This is a genomic window from Halothiobacillus neapolitanus c2 (genome assembly GCF_000024765.1).
Classification (GTDB): Bacteria; Pseudomonadota; Gammaproteobacteria; order Halothiobacillales; family Halothiobacillaceae; genus Halothiobacillus; species Halothiobacillus neapolitanus.
In genome coordinates, this window is record NC_013422.1 from 2430345 (window position 1) to 2449798 (window position 19454).

A 19454-nucleotide genomic window follows, 5' to 3' on the forward strand; every position below is an offset into this window, starting at 1 on the left:
TAAAGAATGGTTATTGAACCCGGTTGCCAATCACGCCGCCCACGGCCGCGCCACCCACCGTGCCCAGTGCGCTGCCACCGGTGAGCACAGAGCCACCGACCGCGCCAACGCCGGCACCAATGGCCGTGTTTTGATCACGCTGAGTCATACCCGCACAACCGGCCATGTTGAGCACCAGTGCGCCAGCGACGGCAGATAAAGCGATTTTTTTAATGAGGTGCATAAAGTCATTTCCTGTAAAGTTCGGATGGTTTTGGCGCGTCCCGAAATTGGCACAAGGCTATTTCGGACATTTTTTGGGGATAGTTCCAAAAAAAATGGGCGTCTGTCTGATGGCGCACATAGGGCGTGCTGGATGTTTTCGCGGTTTTGAAATTCAACGGCGGTATCAATACGACATGTGGCTGAAAACCCAGATATTATTCAGGTTTTCTCAGGGTTATCAGCACGATGCGGTACAGATTATTTTTCAATAGGCTTTTGCCCGTTGTGCGGCTTCTTAAATCGATCATTCCTCTGCGTTACTGATGCAACGTGCGAGGGCAAATTATTGAGTGTTTATTCATGCCTAACCTTCTAGCTAAAAAGAGCGATCCTTGCCAAAACCGCTTGCTGAATGCATTTCCAAAAGTGGTCTATGAGCGCTTATACCCCAATTTAGAGTTAGTCCCGCTGGTATTGGGGCAAGTGCTCTATGAATCAGGCGATACCCAGCAATATGTTTATTTTCCGACCGACGCGATCGTTTCGTTGTTGTATGTGATGGAAAATGGCGCTTCAGCCGAGATTGCCGTGGTGGGTAATGAGGGGTTGGTGGGTATTTCTTTATTTATGGGTGGCGATAGCGTCACTAATCGCGCCGTGGTGCAAAGTGCGGGTTTTGGCTACCGGCTTTGCGGTAAAAAAATCAAAGAAGAATTTCATCGACATGGGGATTTGCTCGAATTGGTGCTGCGGTATACGCAATCGTTATTCACCCAGATGGCGCAAACAGCCGTATGCAACCGCCACCACTCGATTGTTCAGCAATTATGCCGGTGGTTATTGCTTTCGATGGATCGGCTCAATGGCAATGAACTTGTCATGACGCAAGAATTAATCGCCAATATGCTCGGTGTGCGCCGTGAAGGCGTGACCGAAGCGGCGGGCAAGCTACAAAAGCTCGGTATTATTGAATACCAGCGCGGGCACATCACTATTTTGAATCGCAAAAAGTTAGAGCAACAAAGTTGTGAGTGCTATGCAGTAGTAAAAAAGGAAACTGATCGGCTATTGCCCTATTCAGTCGCTAATCAGGCAGCATGCGCGGGTCGCATACAGCCTGATTGATAGGGGGTAATAACCTGCAACGCGATCTGGGTGATAGATTTTACCACCAACCACAATTCGTTTAATTGTGGGTCAGCGCCTTGGCGTCTACCCGTTTAACGCCTTGCACGTTTTGGGCGAGTTCAATGGCCAATGCGCGTTCGGCTCCCGTTTGTGTTTTGCCGGTGAGTTTTACTACGCCATCTTTAGTAGCAACCGAAATAGCACCGCTGTGCACATTGCTGGAATATAAAAAAGTGGAGTTTACTTTGGTTGTAATCCACGCATCCGAAATTGCGGTGCCTGCATCGCTCAACGCGCTTTTGGCTTTGTCGCCCAGCGACGGCTTGGGCGCTTCAACCTTGATTTGATTATTAACCGACAGCACGCCCTGCGTATTCATGGCCAAGTTTTGCGCGGCCTCTTTCGCCTGTTTGCTGGTTGCTGTGCCGCTTAGGGTCACCCTACCCGCCTTGGTTTCAACACTCGTGGTCAAACCGCTGGCATATTTGCTCCATAATAATTTGGCTTTAATCGCCGCTGTGATGGAGGCATCATCAATAGCCTCGCCATAGCTGCGGGTTGTAGACTGAGCCGGAGGCACAAAATCGGCATTCACTACAATTTGGTTATCGACATCTTTAATGCCATCAACCCCGAGTGCAATTTGCGTGGCGAGGTCTTTGGTTACGCCGTCATCCACCGTACCGGTTAATGTGGCTTTGCCATTTTGAACGGATACGCGTAAATCGTTAGCCCTTAAATACGGGCTTAACGCATAGGTTGTCCAAATTTGGGTTTCTTGGCGAACATCGGTCATATTTTGGGTTACGGTATCTTCGGCATTCGCCACCCCTGTTAATGAGCCTAAAGCCAATGTTATAGCGATAGCCAACACAGATGAGCGTAAAATCGTGTGTGATTTAATCATTTTTATCTCGGTATTAAATTAGAAGCAAGGGTAAAGGAAAAACCCAATACCCATATTAAATTCGGCCAAATCAGGTTTAGAAATTATGCTTATCCATAAAATCTTTGACTTGTTTATGCGCCTCATCACGGCTGATGGCATAACGCTCTTGGATTAGCCCGGTCAGTTTGTCTTGTTGACCTTCGAGTTGTAAAAACTCATCTTCCGTCAACTTGCCCCATGCCACTTTCGCGGCGCCGACGTGTTGCTTCCATTGGCCTTTTAATTGCTCTGTACTGGTTGGTAAGCTCATGACTATTTTTTTCCTTGAATGGATTTTTTACCGTGTAACGCACGCGGCATTTTGGATTGCTTGAGCACAGAATGATTAGCCAGATGAAAGCCAACGCCAGTTTTGGTTGGCTTAACATGTGCTTCTACGGGCGTGCTGTGCCCCGGTTTATCGGGTGGGGAGCCATTGATGTCTGAATTAGCCTTGATGGGCGGTGACATATTCTTCCTTTTGCCGGCAGTTTTAAGTGTGCTAATCGGCAACTCAAGATGCGCTACTTGGGCCAAGGTGTCTGTACGCCAGCGCACGCAGAAAAATTCGCCCCGTTAATAATCGCCAAATCGCATGATAAATAAAACGCGTTGGTGGGGCACCGCACAGATCAGCAGCACGGGTGTGCGGTAGCGTAGGGTTCAATCATCATCAAAAGGGAGAAATTTATGCTTGAAACAATTGCGGTTGTGCTCTTGATTCTTTGGGCGCTGGGATTGGTTACCTCGTACACCATGGGCGGGTTTATCCATATTTTATTGATTTTTGCGATTATCGTAATTTTGGTGCGGGTTATTCAGGGACGCAGAATATAACCATCCCAGTACACTAGGGAACCGCCGCGTGTGTACAAGACCAGGCGGTGCTTGTGCTTTGGGCAGACCGTACATCGACTGCACGCCCCAGTAGTGTGGACATGACCGTGCGCGCATGATCTGTCGATGCTGCGGTGGTGAAGAACTGATCCTCGGTGATCCGACCGTCCGATGCGGCGACGCTGGATGAGCCGATGCGCCGCCCGACCTGTCTGGCTACGGCGGCCGACGAATCCAGTATGGTCACATCCGGCCCAACGATGGCTCTGATCTGCTGAGCCAGATACACATAGTGCGTGCATCCCAGCACCAGCGTGTCCGCCCCGGACGCGAGCAGCGGTTCGACGTAGCGACGAATGAGTTCGTAAGTCTTCGGATGTTCCATTTCCCCCCGCTCGACCTGCTCCACAAACCCGGGGCACGGTTGAAGAAGCACGCGCGTGTTGGCCCCGTGTATGCGGCACAAGCGCTCTACGGCCGGGCTCTCGATCGTTTTGCGGGTGGCGAGCACGCCGATGGTTCCCGACCGGGAATGTTCTATCGCGGGTTTGATCGCCGGTTCCAGCGCGATGATGGGAATCGAGAATTGCCTGCGCAGTTGCGCCACGGCGATGACCGTCGCCGTATTGCAGGCGACAACCACGGCCTTTGCCCCCGCGGCGACAAGAAACCCGGTCATGGCAACCGCGCGTTCTGTGATGAAGTCGGATGAGCGATCTCCATACGGTGCATGGCCTGAATCGGCAATGTAGATAATGTCTTCCGCAGGGAGCGCATGGCGAACCGCCTGATAAACAGAAAGGCCGCCCACACCCGAGTCGAAAATGCCGATGGGCGCCGAGGGGCTGAGAATCGAGGAGGTGAGATTAGTTGTTTTCACAGTGCATTCGTGTGAGTGCCAGGCGATTTTGCCCAGTTTATTGGGATTATGCAGAAAACATACAAAAAGATGGCGATTATTTGGAAGTTCCCTGCTTGGAGAATCGGGCGGTTTGTCATATTGTCATAATCGTGTCATTCCCTTGCGGTCAAATAGTCATCACCCTGCAACACGAGCATTCATCATGGCACGCAAAACAATTTTGATCGTTGAAGACGAGAAACCCATTCGGGAGATGGTGACGTTCGCCCTCGGGCGCGCGGGCTACGATCTGATCGAAGCGAGCGATGTTTCCGAAGCGTTCGAACAACTCTCGCACAAACTACCGGATCTGGTCTTGCTGGACTGGATGCTTCCGGGTGCCAGCGGCATCGAGTTCGCCCGGCGCATGAAACGCGACGAAATCACTCGAGACGTACCGATCGTCATGTTGACCGCGCGCGGCGAGGAAGAAGACAAGGTCAGCGGCCTCGAAGCCGGTGCCGATGACTACATCACCAAACCCTTTTCACCTCGGGAATTGATGGCGCGCATCAAGGCTGTTCTGCGTCGCGCATCACCCGATAGCGAAGGTGGCGTGATCGAAGTGGCGGGCTTGCGGCTTGATCCGGAAAGCCATCGGGTGACGGGCGGCAGTGTCGATATCGAAGTTGGCCCGACCGAATTTCGTCTTCTGACCTTCTTCATGACGCACCCGGAGCGCGTGTTCAGCCGGACGCAATTGCTCGACCGCATCTGGGGCCGCAACGCCTATGTGGAAGAGCGTACCGTCGATGTCCACATCCTGCGGCTGCGCAAGGCCCTGGTGCCCAGCGGGTTCGATGCCCTGATTCAAACGGTACGTGGCGTCGGCTACCGGCTATCCAGCAAAGCCTGATCGATCGTGCCGCAGAAAATACTCAACACCGTCAAACGACCCGATCGATCTCCCACTGCTCGATACAGGCACCAAGACCGGATATGGCGCCTGAACGCCGCACGCTGGCGGCAGGAATTGCTGTTACTCCTGCTCTCGGCCGTGCCGGGCGGGGTTCTGTTCATGTTGGGTGGCGCAATCAGCTGGGCCATCGCCCTCACGTTTGCCTGTTACGCCCTCTCGCTGCTGTATCGGTTGATGCGTCTGGCGCGTAACGTCCGGCGTCAATTCACCGGTCAGACAACCTACGGTCTGACCGGCCTGATTCAGGATCGCCAACGCCGTGTACGCGCCTCCTGGGTTCGGCGACAACGCAAGCTGGTCGATTTGTTGAAGCGCTACCATCGCTCCGCCATGTCGGTACCGGATGCGATGGTGGTGCTGTCCCCGTTGCGTGAAATCGAGTGGTTGAACGATGCCGCCTGCGATCTGCTGAATCTGACGCAGAACGATGTGGGCCTACGTATCGACAACCTGATACGCAACCCCACTTTCGTGAATTGGTTGGGCGAAGGCGCTTCGGGGCGTGTACTGGAATTCCAATCCCCGGGCGATGAGCACCGTGCGCTGAATCTGCGCATGGAACCCTATGGCGAGGATCGCAGCCTGCTGATCGGGCGGGACGTGACGGCGCTCTATCGACTTCAGGGGGTGCGGCAGGATTTCGTGGCCAACGTGTCGCATGAATTGCGCACACCGCTGACCGTGCTGGCGGGTTACCTCGAAACTTTGCTCGACAGCGAAGAAGATACGCAGGGCGAAATGTTCCGCATTCTCACCAATATGCATCAGCAATCGGAGCGCATGCGGCGCATCGTCGAAGATCTGTTGCTGCTTTCGCGATTGGAAACCTCGCGGCCCGACGAGGAGTATTTCGAGTCCATCGACATGCGAAGCCTGCTCGAAACCGTCGCTCATGATGCGCAATTGCTCTCCGGCGCAGAACAGCATCAAATTCAGCTGGAAGTAGACCCAGGACTATGGCTAATCGGCATCCTGAGAGAGCTGCATTCCGCCCTGTCGAATTTGGTCTTCAACGCCGTCAAATATACCCCTGGCGGCGGGACAATCACGATTCGCTGGTATCAGAACGAGAAAGGCCAACCCGTATTCGAATCGCAGGACACCGGCATCGGTATCGAACCACGGCACATTCCCCGACTCACCGAACGGTTCTATCGAATCGATGTGGCCCGTTCGCGCACGCGCGGCGGCACGGGGCTCGGTCTTGCGATCGTCAAGCATGTGATTCTCAGACACGATGCCAAGTTGGACATCACCAGTCAACTGAATCAGGGCAGCGTGTTCCGGGTCACCTTCCCTGCCTCGCGCGCCGAGCGCCACAACTCGCCGAGTCTGACAGCAGGCATGAAAAACGCCCAATAAAGGGCGTTAATTTAGAATGGGACATGCGTTAGATGGCTCAGGCCGTCACTTTTCCCATCAGACCAAAGCTTTTCACGAATGGACCAGCCAACGCAGGGTTCTTGATCATGGTGGCGTAATCACCAGCAAAAAATTTCAGTCGCCCCAAGGCCACTGCAGATCCGAGTCCCACCATACCCGGTGGGGAATCCTGCCACTTCTCCCATTGCTCGGGCGTAGCACGCATGTCCCAGTGCAGTTCGCTGCCGTCATAGGCACCGGCGTAAACGATCATTCCCTGTTCAACACGAACATAAGCCTTGGGTTCTGGGTCCTCAGGGAAACCGACCCCGATCGTCGTCGAAAAACCAGAATTGGCTAACGCACCGGCAACTTCCGGCGCCCCATTCCATTGTTGTTGATATGCATTCATCCACTCCGTTCCAAACAATTCCATCTTATTACCGCCTCCAAGCTGGGTAACTCCCTCAATAATTGGCGTTGCGCCTAAGCGCTTCACCAATCACCTATTTTCACGGGCCTCTTGCCCGATGCTTGGATTATTCGCTCATCCCCGAGCCTGTCCAAGTAAATTCGTTAATACTAAATTAGTTATTCTCTGATGAATCGAGCGAAACTTGTCGTTGCGCGCCACATAAAACACCCGCGGGACCTGCAGACACGGCTGACTTATTCGACGCCCCATTTGGCCAGCCGATAGCGGAGTTGCCGCAAGCTCAACCCCAAACGTCGGGCCGCCTCGCTGCGATTCCACCGGGTCATTTCCAGCGCGCTGAGCACCTGCCGCTGCTCTTCGGCTTCCAATGCGCTGCTCGGCGGCGTAGCGCCCCAAGTCGATTTGACGTCCGGTGGTGAACCCAAATGAAGACCATTCTGCTCGGCCGAAGAGTCAAACGAATTGTCCCCCGGGAAATCGGTCAGTGCGGAAACGCCAAGCAGATCACCCTCGGTCAACGCGATGGCCCGCTCCAGTAGATTCTCCAATCCCCGAACATTCCCCTCAAATGACTGCTGGGCCAGCCAACTCAATGCCTCCGGAGTGAGGTGCGGGGGTGGGCGGTGCTCGCGCTCAGCCAGCTTGCCCAGGATATGGGCACAGAGCGCGGGGAGATCTTCCAAGCGCGCGCGCAGCGGCGGCACGCGTAGCTCGATCACATTGAGGCGGTAAAACAAATCGTGCCGGAAGCGCCCATCGCGCACCGCCGCATTCAAGTCCTGATGCGATGCGGAGATGATGCGCACATCAATGGGGACTTCGGCATACTCACCCACCGGGCGCACCTTGCGCTCCTGAATGGCGCGCAGCAACTTGACCTGCAAACCCAGCGGCAAATCGGCCACTTCGTCCAGAAACAGGCTCCCGCCTTCCGCCGCACGAAAAAGCCCTTCATGCGCCTGATGCGCGCCCGTGAAAGCACCTTTCTTGTGGCCGAACAACTCGCTCTCGATCAATTCAGCCGGAATGGCACCGCAGTTGACCGGAATGAAAGGGCCGTCGGCCCGACCACTGAGTTCATGGATCTGTCGCGCCACCAGCTCTTTGCCTGTGCCCGACTCGCCGCAGATGAACACCGGTGCCTGAGATCGCGCCACCTTGGCAATGGTTTCACGCAGCATCTGCATGGCACGCGACGGGCCAATCAATGGTGATTTGGCCGCGCCCTGCCCCATGTCAGCCGCGTTCGGGCCAGCATCGAAAGGACCTTCTCTGGGCGCCGCGTCTTGCCCGGATGCGCTCGACCCTAACGCATGCTGAGATGACTGATCAGGAGCCGAATCAAGTGTTCTGGCCTTTAATGCATCGCGCAACAGGCGCTTGAGCACCAATTGCTCGATCGGTTTGGAAACAAAATCGAATGCGCCTGCCTTGAGGGCGCGCACGGCCGCGTCCACTTGCCCATGCGCCGTAATTACCGCGACAGGCAAATCGGGAAACCGCTGGCGAATCTCATCGAGCAGATCAAGCCCATCGCCATCGGGCAAGCGCATGTCGGTCAAACAAAAACTTAACGTGTGGCCCGACTCTGCCAACTGAGCGCGCGCGCTGGCCAGATCGGCGGCCAGATGGCAAGTCACGCCTTCACGGCGCAACGACAAGGCAATGAGGGTGCGAATATCCAGTTCATCATCAACGATCAGGCAAGCGGTCATAAACAAAATCCCGGTTCATGAAGCGCCATCATATCGCGCGCGGACAACGAAGCACAAAGCAGGTGCCGATCGAACCAGCGGCATCGTCTCCTGCCGCTTCGGCATACAGTTGCGCGCCATTGGAGAGGGCAAGTTCCCGACTAACATACAACCCCAGCCCCACGCCTTCGACGTGTGTCGTGAAAAAGGGCTCGAACAACGAATGAACAGCAGTATCGGACAAGCCGGGGCCGCGATCACAGACACGGATCATCACCGTATCCGGCTCGGCGAGCTGACAGGCAATTTTCAAATAAGTCACATCATCGGCACTACGGCCATGCCGCATAGCATTGGTGACGAGGTTATCCATAATCTGCCAGAGGTGTGAAACATCAAAGGTCAATGCGCAGGCTGCATCGACTTTTTCGGGGGCTTGCCAAACGACCGAACTGGCATCCCAGTTGAGCCGATGGAGTTCGACAAACTCATTCAGCCACTGGTTAAAATCAATACGGGTCGGCTGCACCTGCGGCCTGCGCGCGACATCCAACACGCCTTCGACCAAGGTGTTGATGCGCGCACTGTGGCGGATGATGATCGGGATCAACTCGGCGCGTTCTTCCTGCGAAGTCGAATCGGCAAGCAGTTCACTGGCCTGACGGATAGACGACAACGGGTTGCGCACTTCATGGGCAATGCTCGCCGTCAACCGGCCCAATGAGGCCAGTTTGTTCTGCTGAACACGGGCATCTTCGACGGATAAATCCACCAGAACCACCAGTGCCCGCTGACCCAGTTCGGTTTGTAGCGCGTGGAATTCCGCCCGAAATCGATGCGGCTGATCGTACTCGATCCCTTCGGTTATCTGCCCATCGAACCAGTTTTGCAGCGCATTTGCGAGCACAGGATGCGTATCCCTGAGTCTTAGCTTGGTTGGCGCATCACTCGCAACACCCTGGACATCACCCTGGACATCATCCCGTCGACGTATCGCCAGCAACTGTCGGGCTGCCGAATTGATGTAATCCACTTGCCCGCTCGGATCGGTAATCAGAATACCATTTGGCGAACGCTCGATAATCTGGACGGCCAAAGTGGACAGGTAATGGATTTCCTTTTCTTTGCGCCGGGTCAGACGCTCGATACGCTGGACGCGCTGCTCGAATGTCGCCACCAGGATCGCCACCACGAACAGGGCGAATCCCAGAAAGCCAGCGGCCGCAAACTGGCGTTCTTCGTGATCGACCAGAGAGGAAACCATCGTCTCACCCAGCACCAAGATGCTGGCCAAGGCGGCATAACCCATAGCAGCCGTAGCGCCCAGTAAAACCGCCGAAAGGCCAACCGCGATAATCATCAACAAGGCAATGCCGCCACCCGGACCGCCCGATGCATGCATCACGAACACCAGAACAATAATGTCGCCCAGCGCGTGCAAATGCGCCTGCGGTCGAAACGGCAGGACATGCAGTTCGAGCAGGAACTCGAACCCCATCGCCAGAACGAGATACCCCCAAGCCACAAAACCGAACAGGTAGGGATCCTGCTGCCCGAAAACCTGCGGGCCCCGGCCGGAAATGGAGGCGGCGACGAACGCAAAGGCAAGAAAAACACGGTAGGCATTAACGAGCCGAATGCCCCGCCAGTTGTCGTTTTCGTAAGCTTGACTGTTTTTATTACGGATCGAGATCATCGATGACAAGCCACAGGATGTGCACCCCCCATAGGTTCACGAGGAGTGGCGATCATGCCATTTCTGGGCATGTTCCCAACTGCAAAAAGAGTGCCCATCGCGCATCACCGCCTTGTTTTTTGCCGTGAACACCCCGCACTCGGCGCAACGGACGGTTTCCATAGTATCGAGCGGTTTTACACCCGGCAGGCGCGCGGTCGAGCGAGCGCGGCGCTTGTACACCACATACCCAACGATCCCGAGGATAATAACAATCCAAAACAATAATTTAGACATGGGCGTTCACAGTTAAACGGTTTGAAGCAAAAAAACGAATATTGGCATCAAGAAAATCGTGTGGTTGGTGATTTTTGAGGTTTCACCCTTAGTCATCATACTGCGGCACACGGCGAAAATCCCATTAAAGAGACCTCATGTCAGAACGGGCATCGTTTAAAACAGTTGAGCACCCAAGAAAAGCGTACTTCGAAATATCCGTGATTCGTCGTTCCCGCGAAAGCGGGAACCCAGAAAAATCAAGGCGCCGGATTCCCGCCTACGCGGGAATGATGGGTTTTTCGAGATCTCCTAAGGTTTATCGGGCACAAAATTCAGTACATCGCCGTTGATGCAGTAGCGTTTGCCGGTCGGTGGCGGGCCATCGTCAAACACATGCCCCAAATGGATGCCCGAGCTGGCGCTGATCACCTCGACGCGGCGCATGCCGTAGGCATTGTCCTCTCTGAGCTCGATGGCGCCCGGTAGGGGATTGAAGAAACTCGGCCAACCGGTGCCGCTGTTGAATTTGGTGTCGCTGCGGAACAGCGGCGCGCCGGTGATCGGATCGACGAAGGTGCCGGGGCGCTTTTCGTCCAGATGCGAGCCGGTTCCCGGTCGCTCCGTGCCTTGCTCAAACGCGATTTTCTGTTGTTCCGGCGTCAACAGGTGAAAGCCGAGCCATTTCCAGAATCGGTCCTTGTCGCCGTTATAGCCGGTGTATCGGGATACTTCCTTGCCCTGCTCGAACAGCACGATGGTGGGCGTGGCAAACAGGGCTTTTTCTAGCGTCCAGTTCTTGGGCGGATTGGGGTTGAGCGTTGCGACGACCGGCACGGGCGAACGCCAATCGGCAAGCACGTCTTTCTTGAACTGGGCGCAGAACGGGCAATCATGGGCTTCAAACACAATCAGCTGCCGATCGGCATTCAAATCCGCCGCAACCAGTTGCGGTGCTGGGGCAGAAGCAGCCTGATCACTGCCGGGATAGGCCACGCCGGTGCCACCCAGACCACAGTAACCGTTGGGGTTTTTCTTAAGGTAGTCCTGATGGTATTCCTCGGCGGTGTTGTAGTTGCGCAAAGGTGCAATCTCGGTGGTGATCGTACCGCGTCCGGCCTGGGTCAAAGCGGTTTGATAGGCATCCCGAGTTTCCAGTGCGACCGCCTTCTGCGCATCGTCATGATAATAAATCACGCTGCGGTAATTGCTGCCGACATCGTTACCTTGACGGTCACCCTGGGTCGGATCGTGGTTTTCCCAGAATTTGATCAGGATGGTTTTCAGGCTCACCTTGGCCGGATCAAAGGTTACTTTGATCACTTCGGCGTGATTCCGCTCGTCGAGCGCACCCCGACGGATGGCCTGCTCATCGTTTAGAATCTCGCGATAACCAACTCGTGCCTTGTCACCGCCCGCGTAACCGGATTCCACATCCACCACACCGGGGATTTCCGACATACGCTTTTCTGCGCCCCAGAAGCAGCCCATGCCCAATACGATCGAGTCGGTGGCCGCGGCGCTCGTTTGACCTGCGCCGGTATCGGCCGCGTGAACATTGCTTGCCATGAATACAATCCCTCCGATCAATAAACCTAACTTTTTCCAGATCTGCTTTCGACTGCCTTGAAACACGACTCATCTCCCACGAATTTATTTGTGATCTGAGTATAGTTCGATAACTGATGAAATTCCGTTACAGGAATGACACGGGCAGCCTAATTAAGAAAAGGCTGAAAACGGGTTGATTGAAAAAAGGGCGAGCGTGCTTTTTTGACGGGCTAATCGTGCCGGGAATCGGGCCGATTGCCGCTGTCCTTGTACATCAACTGCGTGATCTGCTCGGAAACAAGGCCAATCAGAAAAATGGTGACAGCCGCGCTCCACAAAAACACCGATGCCAGCGACAAGCGATTGAATTCACTGTAGGTGTACAGGTAATAGCTCAGACCGACTATGAAATGCAGCAGGGAAACCGGCAGGAACAATTTGAGGGGAGAGTACAGGGTGCCGATCTTGAAGATGATCAGCAAAAAGCGGATGCCATCCTTGACGAGCCGAATATGGCTTTTGCCAATCCGCTGGGCCGCCATGATCGGCACATAGGCCACACCATACCCGGCGCGGAAGAACGCCATTGTGCAGGTTGTGGGGTAGGAGAATCCGTTGGGCAGCAAGTAAAGAAATTCGCGGAATTTATCGGCGCGCACGGCGCGAAAGCCGGAAGTCAGGTCCTCGATCTTCTGACCGGTCATCCAGGAAGCCAGTGCATTGTAGAAGCGATTGGCCAAACCGCGCCCCACGCTGGCCTGTGAACCGGATTGGCGCGCGCCCACCACCATATCCAACCCATCATTGAGCCGGGCGAGCAAGCGGGGAATATCCGCCGGATCGTGTTGACCGTCGGCATCCATGAACACCAACACCTCGCCGGTCGCTTGGCGCGCGCCGGTTTTGATGGCCGCGCCATTGCCCATACTGTACGGATGAGTGATGACCCGTGCGCCGGCCGCTTCCGCCACCCCTGCGGTATCGTCGGTCGAGCCATCGTTGACCACGAGCACTTCCGCATCGGGAAAGGCCAGACGAATCCGCCTGACGGTATCCCCCACCGCTCCGATTTCATTCTTGGCGGGCAGGATGATCGAAAGGGCGGTTGAAGCCATCATGGCATGGTGTTCCTGAAAGGGTCTGATTGAGTACAGCGATCTGTTATCGATCTGATCTGACTGTTAACCGGGCGCTCAAATCGGGCTCTAACCGGATTTGCCGAAATGCTGGGCCAGACGGGCGAGCTTCTCTTCCATACTCAGGTTCTCGGTTGCGGGTGCCGCAGCCTGAGTAGCGGAAGCCGCCGGCTTGTCTGATCGCGGAGGGCGCGCCTGGTCCCGGCGCGGACGGCGCGGGCGCTGACCTGATGGCGCGCCAGCATCTGCATCACGCCCTTTCCCTTCGCTTCCAGCGGCAGGGCGCGGTTTGCGGGCCTGCTTGGGACGGGACGGTTTCTTGCCCTCTGCGGCCTCATCGTTGGTTTGCGCTCCCGAGGCTGCATCCGCTGAATTCTGCGCAGGCTGGTTTGCTGCTTGGCGCGCTTCTCGCTGCTGCTTGATCGCAACGATCTGGGCTTTGGCAAACTCGCGCGCCTTATCGTCCACTTCCTCGGCAGGTTCTCCGGCGAGCGTGATGCGGTGCGTGTTATGCACCATGCCATAGTGGTACGACAACCGGGATGTGTAGAATTTGATGCCCGTGCGGATCGCGTGGCTGTTCAAGCCATCGAGATCAGTCGGACGATTCGCCAGAATCTGCTGCAACACACCGATTGTCAGTGGCTTGACCGAGCGCGGCTCCGAAAAGAAAGCCGAAGGCCAGGCTGCAACCAGACGAGCGATGACCTCCTGTGGCGGAACCCGCTTTTTGGCGGGTTTATCGGCTTTTTGTTCCGAATCTGTGGATTCCGAATCCGCCTGCTCCAAACCTGTCGGCACAGAGTCGGCGCCAAGCTCCGCCGCTTGCGCCGCGGGTGCTTCAGAAGTCACAACAGCCTCTGCCGATACAGCAGCGTCCGGTGCCGATGCCACGGAGCCGGTCTGATCAACAGCCAGATCGCGAGATTGTGATTGATCAGCCGCATCAGCGGCAGGGCGAGAAGATTGCTCGGTCATATTCAAACGCTACTGGCCATAGTACAAAGGAAGTCAGGATGCGGAGCTTAACGGTTTAGCAAGTCGTACACCACATCGGTGACAACCCGTCCGGCCAAATTGGCGATCACTACGTCGGCACCAACCTGATAATAACGGTATCCGGGCGGCAATGGCTGCAGCCCACGCACGACTTCATAAGGCAGCGGGGCATAGGCATACGGTGGTGGCCACGGTGCGCCTCGATAGAGTTTCTTGGCCTGCCCCGGCGGCAATCGATGCCCATGATTCTTGTGCCCGTGGCGGCGATACCAGTCGTTGATGTAGTACTGCTCGCGGGTGGTGATTTGGTAGTGATCGTGCCCACGATCGCCGCGCGCACCACGACGATCATCGTCGCGATCATGATCGCCGCCGTGATGTTTATCCGATCGATCCTGTCCGCCCGCCCAAGGTGGCGGGTCGGCACTGGCAACCGTGCTGCCGACACTCACGCTGAACATTCCGGCCACAACGGCCATCAAGATCTGATTTTTCAAGCGCATGGCACGCCCTCCCGTGTTAATTCGGCGAACGATCCATCTGCTGGATCATCGCCCTGAGTCGAAATAATAACCAAAGTCCGGGCAAAGCAGCGATAAAAGTCAGCACAAAAAAGCTGGGCCACCCCAAGGCGGTTACCGTCAACCCCGCCACCGGCCCGAGATATACGCGCCCCAAGCTGGCAATTGCCGATAACAGGGCAAATTGTGTGGCGGAATAACGAATGTCGCAAGCAGCCATCAGCAAGGCAACAAAGGCCGCCGTACCCAGCCCTCCGGTGAAATGCTCCAGCGCGATGACCGGCACCATCAACCCTAGGCTGGGCGCCACAGCCAGCAGTGCGTAACCCAGATTCGTCACCGCCTGCAACACACCAAACACCATGAGCGAGCGGAACAGCCCCAGCTTGATCATCCACAAACCGCCGAACAAACCACCGACAAGAGTGATGACCAGACCAAGTCCATTGTTGATCAGGCCAATTTCGGCCAAGCTGAAACCGGCACCGCGAATGAGGAAGGTGGTGGAAAGCGCGCTGGCAAAGGCGTCACCGAACTTGTACAAAACAATTAGCGCCAGTAAGGCCCAGGCTTCGCGTCGTCCGAAGAACTCCCGTAGCGGCTCGACCACCGCCGCCAGCAAGCTTGGCGGCGCCAATTCCAGGGTGTTTTTCTCTGGGGCAATCAAGGTGGCGACGATGCCGATACCCATGAACACCGCCATCACCGTGTAGGTAAACGGCCAACCGAAATATTGCGCGAAGATCATCGCCAGACTGCCTGCCGCCAGCATCCCGATACGATAGGCCATGACGAACAACGCCGCACCGAAACCACGCTCTTCTGGACTGAGCGTATCGGTTCGCCATGCATCGATGGCGATATCCTGCGTGGCCGAGAGCGTCGCCAACATCAATGCCAAAAGAGCAAAGGCCCAGATCTGGCTTTCCGGTTTCGTGATTGCCATGGCCAGCAGTGTCAGTGCGATGGCGATCTGCGCCAGCACCATCCAGCTTCGACGCCGCCCCAGCCAGCGCAGGCTGTACCGATCAAGCAAAGGCGCCCAGAGAAACTTGAGCGTATAGGGCAACCCGACCAGCGCAAACAAGCCAATCGTGGACGTGCTGATGTGACTCACCGTCAACCAGGCTTGCAAGGTGCCGGAACTCAACAGGAATGGCAGCCCCGAAGAAAACCCCAGCAACAGAACCGCCAGCTCGGTACGCGAGGTCAGGACACGGCGGAAAGGAGCTAACCAGGAGGCATTCATGCCACGCATCCTCGCATGAAAAATCGGTTTACGCTGCATTTGGGATAAACTTCGCCTCGTTCACCACCAAAATTGATCACCATGCACTGCACAATCTACAAAAGCCTGAAAAAAGCCGACCTGTACCTGTTTCTTCCCAAGGGCATCTTGCCGGACACGCTGGACGCGACAATACTGACGCCTTTTGGCCGACTGGAAGAGGTCATGCATCTGGATTTGAGCGTTGATCGCGCGCTGGCCAGGACGGATGCCGCCACGGTTCGCCACTATCTGTCGACGCTCGGGTTTTATGTGCAAATGCCACCGGGCAGCCAGAACTGGGCACATTGGGACAACCTCAAGGCCGGCATTCCTCGGCCAGCCGACCTTTAACCCGGCTTCGAGATTCCTGACCACCCGTTCAAAACCCAAGTCCGTCCTCATGTTTTAAGGAGCTATCGCCTTGCGACCATTGACCTTTTTGACACGTAGTCTCTTTCTGTTGGCACTGCTATCTCTCGCAGGCTGCCTGTTCAACAACGGCCCTGATAAAGACTCCGTGCGGCAAATTCTCCAAGATCAGCTTGATCCATCCGGCAAGGTCATCGTGGTCGAACGCATCGATTCCCTCAATTCGGCCGAACAAGATCAGAAATGGGCGGTCGACGTTGCCGCCACACTGGTCTTCAAACAAAGCGCAGAACAGGTTGCCAAATCGTTGCAAAGTGCCGATTCGGCCAACAGCCTGCTGGGCACTGTCGGGCAAATTGGCTTGATGCTGCAGTTCGGCAATTTCAAGGCAGGACAAACGCAAACCTACCATTCGCGATTGCAACTCTTGAAAGGGTCCAGTGGCTGGATGCCGGTCGAACGTAAATAATGCCGCTCGACGTCGCCACGATGCCGCAGCCGCACCATGCATCTTCCTGATATAGTCCCTATTCCACGGACTGTTCCGTACTCATCCAACTTACTGTCTACAAGAACGAAGGTGGCCCAATGCCAGATACTGCAGCTGAGATAACGAACACCGCTTCCCTCGTTGTTGATCTGGCTGATCGCAGTTATCCGATTTATATCGGGGTCGATTTGCTCAAGCAGCCCGAGCTGTTGGCCCGACACATCCCGGGTGACACGGCGGTTGTTGTCTCGAACACCACCGTAGCCCCGCTTTATGCCGATGCGCTGATCAACGGGCTGAGCGAATTCAAGAAAGTCGAACAGATCGTGCTGCCGGATGGTGAACAGTACAAATCGCTGGAAGTACTCAGCACGATTTTCGATGCGCTGGTGGATGCACGCTGCGACCGCCAGACCACATTGATTGCACTGGGCGGCGGGGTTATCGGCGATATCACCGGCTTTGCCGCCGCCAGCTACCAGCGCGGCGTCCCCTTCATTCAGATTCCGACGACACTGCTCTCGCAGGTCGATAGCTCCGTTGGTGGAAAAACGGGGGTCAATCACCCTCGTGCCAAGAACATGATCGGCGCGTTTTACCAGCCCCGCTGCGTCATTGCGGACATTCGCACGCTCGACACCCTCCCAGATCGAGAGTTGTCGGCTGGGCTCGCTGAAATCATCAAGTACGGTCTGCTCTGGGATGTGGATTTCCTCGACTGGATCGAAACCAATATCGCCAGGCTGCGCGCACGCGACGAAGCCGCTTTGAAACACGCAATCACACGGTCTTGCGCCATCAAGGCCGATATCGTCAATCAGGACGAACGCGAGGGGGGGCTACGCGCGCTGCTCAATCTGGGGCACACCTTCGGCCACGCCATCGAAGCGGGCATGGGCTACGGCAACTGGCTGCATGGTGAAGCCGTGGGTGCGGGCATGTGCATGGCAGCGGATCTTTCGCATCGCCTCGAATGGATCAGCGCTGCTGATCTGGCCCGCGTTTATCGCATTGTGGCCGCCGCAGGTTTGCCGACACAAAGCCCGAGCGAGCTCAGTATCGAAACGATCCGCAGCCTTATGGACAGTGACAAGAAAGTGCAGAGTGGTCGGCTTCGTCTGGTCCTGATGCACGGCCTCGGCTCGGCGCTCGTCACCGACAAGGCTCCGGAAGAAACCCTGATGCAAACGCTACAAAACACTCACGCATCGGCCTTTTAATCGCGACTCTGATCTGAATGGACACCCTCATGAATACCGCGCAGCAACACGCACTCGAACAAGCCAATCTAATCACGCAACTGATCAAGTACGCCGACCGGATCATTCTGGTCGAGAGCGCATCGGAACCGGAACGACGGGCGTTCGTAAAACTGCTGGACGACCAGCTGCCGGATTACATCGACATCATCGGCCTGAGAGCCAGCCCGACCACCACGCCCACAGCGATCATCGCGCTGGTGAGTGAAACGTTACAGCTCTCACCGGGAATCGAGTCTCCTCAAGAGCTGGCTTCCGCCGTGCACGAAGCGTTAACCGCGTCCGAACGCGTTCTCGTCATCATTGAAAATGCGCATGCCTGGCTGGAAACGCCTCAGTGGGTGGAGATGGTCAGCTACCTGCGCACGTCGCATGATCTGGCACCAAACCAGTTACTGTTTCTTTTGACCGGAGATATCGGCCTGACCGACCAACTGCGGCTCGAACCCGAGCTCTCCGAAATGCAGAGTGATATGCACCCGTGTCAACTGCTGGGAGAAGCCCCGCCTTCAACAAAACAAACACCTGTTGAAGCGCCAGCCGCGGCAACGACCCAATCGCTGTTCGTCGATGATCCAGAAGATGGCAGCAGTTCCAGTCCGTCCGATCACCTAACGCCGACCAAGCGCTTCAGTCCGACATTACTGATTGCTGCCGGCATCAGTGTGGCCATTATTGCCTTCGGCGGTTTCGCTCTGCTCACGCGCTCGACCGATCAGCCGAACACACCCCAAACGCTCGCGCTGAAAACAGATTCCGGCGCGACCGGCACCCCACCGGCGCAAGCAGACAACCCATTGCCCAATGACGGCTCGGTCAGCGCCTCAGACACTCAAATCAACAAAGCACCCGTGGAGCTGGCAACACCACCGGCCACCATTGCGCCTGCCCCATCACCGGATAACGCGCCCGAGCCAGCCATGACGGAGACACCCCGTGTAAATCCGTCGCCTGAAACAACGGCACCAGAAACAACCAAGCCTGTCGAGAAAACACCCACCCCCACTGCGGGTGAAACACCGCACCTGATTCCACCCAAGCCGGAGAAGCCGGTGGAACAGGCAACCGCAACAAAACCGACCGAAAAGATAGCGCCCAATCCAGTTAAAGCGCCGACCCCGGTGACAAAACAAAGTAAACCCGAGCCCATAGCCAAGCCGGTAGTCGTCAAAGGGGTGGATAATGCCTGGTATCGCGCCCGGGCACCCAAGCGCGCCGCACTTCAGATCGGGGCGTTCAACGATGAAAAAACGGCGCTGGATTTCATCAGGAAACAGGCCGTGCATGCGCCGGTCGGCGAATGGCACGTGTTTTCCCAGAAAAGGAACAACCAGGTGCTCTACACGGTAACCGCCGGTGATTTCAGCAGCATCGATGCGGCACGCCAGACCGTATCGCGGCTGCCGGCTGCGTTGCAGAAGCTCAAACCCTATCCGCGCTCGTTCGCATCGATTCGCGAGGCCATCAGCACGGTGTCACCCAGCAAATAGCATCCTCGC

Annotated in this window: 22 protein-coding genes; 8 read left to right on the forward strand and 14 right to left on the reverse strand. The window is 56.0% G+C overall.

The window, feature by feature from the left end; genetic code table 11:
- Positions 1-10: 10 nt before the first annotated feature.
- Entirely contained in the window at positions 11-223 is a 213-nt protein-coding gene (locus HNEAP_RS11265; RefSeq protein ID WP_012825104.1) for a glycine zipper 2TM domain-containing protein, read from the reverse strand.
- Between the two features lie 341 nt (positions 224-564).
- Between HNEAP_RS11265 and HNEAP_RS11275 the strand changes: the two genes are divergently transcribed.
- Entirely contained in the window at positions 565-1329 is a 765-nt protein-coding gene (locus tag HNEAP_RS11275) for a Crp/Fnr family transcriptional regulator (protein WP_012825105.1), read from the forward strand.
- A 61-nt stretch (positions 1330-1390) separates the two neighbouring features.
- Here HNEAP_RS11275 and HNEAP_RS11280 read toward each other — a convergent pair whose 3' ends face one another.
- The 3 genes from HNEAP_RS11280 to HNEAP_RS11290 form a co-directional block, all read right to left on the reverse strand.
- On the reverse strand, positions 1391-2239 hold the full coding sequence (locus HNEAP_RS11280; protein ID WP_012825106.1) for a BON domain-containing protein: 849 nt from the start codon (positions 2237-2239) through the stop codon (positions 1391-1393).
- Between the two features lie 76 nt (positions 2240-2315).
- Positions 2316-2531: a CsbD family protein gene (locus HNEAP_RS11285; RefSeq protein WP_012825107.1), complete on the reverse strand. Its 216-nt coding sequence runs from the start codon at positions 2529-2531 to the stop codon at positions 2316-2318.
- Between the two features lie 2 nt (positions 2532-2533).
- Positions 2534-2818 (reverse strand): hypothetical protein, encoded by a 285-nt coding sequence (locus HNEAP_RS11290; RefSeq protein ID WP_133484713.1) that lies wholly within the window; start codon positions 2816-2818, stop codon positions 2534-2536.
- 132 nt (positions 2819-2950) lie between these two features.
- Here HNEAP_RS11290 and HNEAP_RS12755 point away from each other — a divergent pair, with 132 nt between their 5' ends.
- A complete protein-coding gene (locus HNEAP_RS12755) occupies positions 2951-3097 on the forward strand; it encodes a lmo0937 family membrane protein (protein ID WP_012825109.1) in 147 nt (48 codons plus the stop codon).
- 13 nt (positions 3098-3110) lie between these two features.
- Here HNEAP_RS12755 and murI read toward each other — a convergent pair whose 3' ends face one another.
- Positions 3111-3977, reverse strand: a complete 867-nt coding sequence (gene murI, locus HNEAP_RS11295) for a glutamate racemase (protein ID WP_012825110.1) — start codon at positions 3975-3977, stop codon at positions 3111-3113.
- Positions 3978-4161: 184 nt separating this feature from the next.
- On the opposite strand from murI, the gene phoB reads away from it, so the two are divergent.
- Together phoB and phoR are read left to right on the forward strand one after the other, a co-directional pair.
- Complete coding sequence (phoB, locus tag HNEAP_RS11300; RefSeq protein ID WP_012825111.1) at positions 4162-4854, forward strand: phosphate regulon transcriptional regulator PhoB; 693 nt, start codon at positions 4162-4164, stop codon at positions 4852-4854.
- A 6-nt stretch (positions 4855-4860) separates the two neighbouring features.
- Positions 4861-6279 carry a phosphate regulon sensor histidine kinase PhoR gene (gene phoR, locus HNEAP_RS11305; protein ID WP_012825112.1) on the forward strand — a complete coding sequence of 473 codons (1419 nt, stop codon included), beginning with the start codon at positions 4861-4863 and terminating at the stop codon, positions 6277-6279.
- 37 nt (positions 6280-6316) lie between these two features.
- Here the strand turns inward: phoR and HNEAP_RS11310 are convergent, their stop codons facing one another.
- From HNEAP_RS11310 to HNEAP_RS11350, 9 genes are all read right to left on the reverse strand, one after another.
- A complete protein-coding gene (locus HNEAP_RS11310) occupies positions 6317-6691 on the reverse strand; it encodes an SCP-2 sterol transfer family protein (RefSeq protein ID WP_243726360.1) in 375 nt (124 codons plus the stop codon).
- A gap of 257 nt (positions 6692-6948) precedes the next feature.
- Complete coding sequence (locus HNEAP_RS11315; protein ID WP_012825114.1) at positions 6949-8430, reverse strand: sigma-54-dependent transcriptional regulator; 1482 nt, start codon at positions 8428-8430, stop codon at positions 6949-6951.
- 28 nt (positions 8431-8458) lie between these two features.
- Positions 8459-10105, reverse strand: a complete 1647-nt coding sequence (locus HNEAP_RS11320; RefSeq protein ID WP_012825115.1) for a sensor histidine kinase — start codon at positions 10103-10105, stop codon at positions 8459-8461.
- 36 nt (positions 10106-10141) lie between these two features.
- Complete coding sequence (locus tag HNEAP_RS11325; protein ID WP_041600448.1) at positions 10142-10381, reverse strand: PP0621 family protein; 240 nt, start codon at positions 10379-10381, stop codon at positions 10142-10144.
- 291 nt (positions 10382-10672) lie between these two features.
- Positions 10673-11929: a peptide-methionine (S)-S-oxide reductase MsrA gene (gene msrA / locus HNEAP_RS11330; protein ID WP_012825117.1), complete on the reverse strand. Its 1257-nt coding sequence runs from the start codon at positions 11927-11929 to the stop codon at positions 10673-10675.
- Between the two features lie 212 nt (positions 11930-12141).
- Positions 12142-13029 carry a glycosyltransferase family 2 protein gene (locus HNEAP_RS11335; protein ID WP_012825118.1) on the reverse strand — a complete coding sequence of 296 codons (888 nt, stop codon included), beginning with the start codon at positions 13027-13029 and terminating at the stop codon, positions 12142-12144.
- An 87-nt stretch (positions 13030-13116) separates the two neighbouring features.
- A complete protein-coding gene (locus HNEAP_RS11340) occupies positions 13117-14025 on the reverse strand; it encodes a ProQ/FinO family protein (protein ID WP_041600449.1) in 909 nt (302 codons plus the stop codon).
- Between the two features lie 47 nt (positions 14026-14072).
- Complete coding sequence (locus HNEAP_RS11345; RefSeq protein WP_012825120.1) at positions 14073-14549, reverse strand: hypothetical protein; 477 nt, start codon at positions 14547-14549, stop codon at positions 14073-14075.
- Positions 14550-14565: 16 nt separating this feature from the next.
- Positions 14566-15816, reverse strand: a complete 1251-nt coding sequence (locus HNEAP_RS11350) for an AmpG family muropeptide MFS transporter (protein WP_012825121.1) — start codon at positions 15814-15816, stop codon at positions 14566-14568.
- Between the two features lie 81 nt (positions 15817-15897).
- On the opposite strand from HNEAP_RS11350, the gene HNEAP_RS11355 reads away from it, so the two are divergent.
- The 4 genes from HNEAP_RS11355 to HNEAP_RS11370 all read left to right on the forward strand — a co-directional run bounded on the left by HNEAP_RS11355 (position 15898) and on the right by HNEAP_RS11370 (position 19445).
- Positions 15898-16188 (forward strand): YcgL domain-containing protein, encoded by a 291-nt coding sequence (locus tag HNEAP_RS11355; protein ID WP_012825122.1) that lies wholly within the window; start codon positions 15898-15900, stop codon positions 16186-16188.
- Between the two features lie 70 nt (positions 16189-16258).
- Positions 16259-16675, forward strand: a complete 417-nt coding sequence (locus HNEAP_RS11360) for a hypothetical protein (RefSeq protein ID WP_012825123.1) — start codon at positions 16259-16261, stop codon at positions 16673-16675.
- 119 nt (positions 16676-16794) lie between these two features.
- Complete coding sequence (gene aroB, locus HNEAP_RS11365; RefSeq protein WP_012825124.1) at positions 16795-17916, forward strand: 3-dehydroquinate synthase; 1122 nt, start codon at positions 16795-16797, stop codon at positions 17914-17916.
- A 29-nt stretch (positions 17917-17945) separates the two neighbouring features.
- Entirely contained in the window at positions 17946-19445 is a 1500-nt protein-coding gene (locus tag HNEAP_RS11370) for an SPOR domain-containing protein (RefSeq protein ID WP_012825125.1), read from the forward strand.
- The last annotated feature ends 9 nt before the right edge of the window (positions 19446-19454 follow it).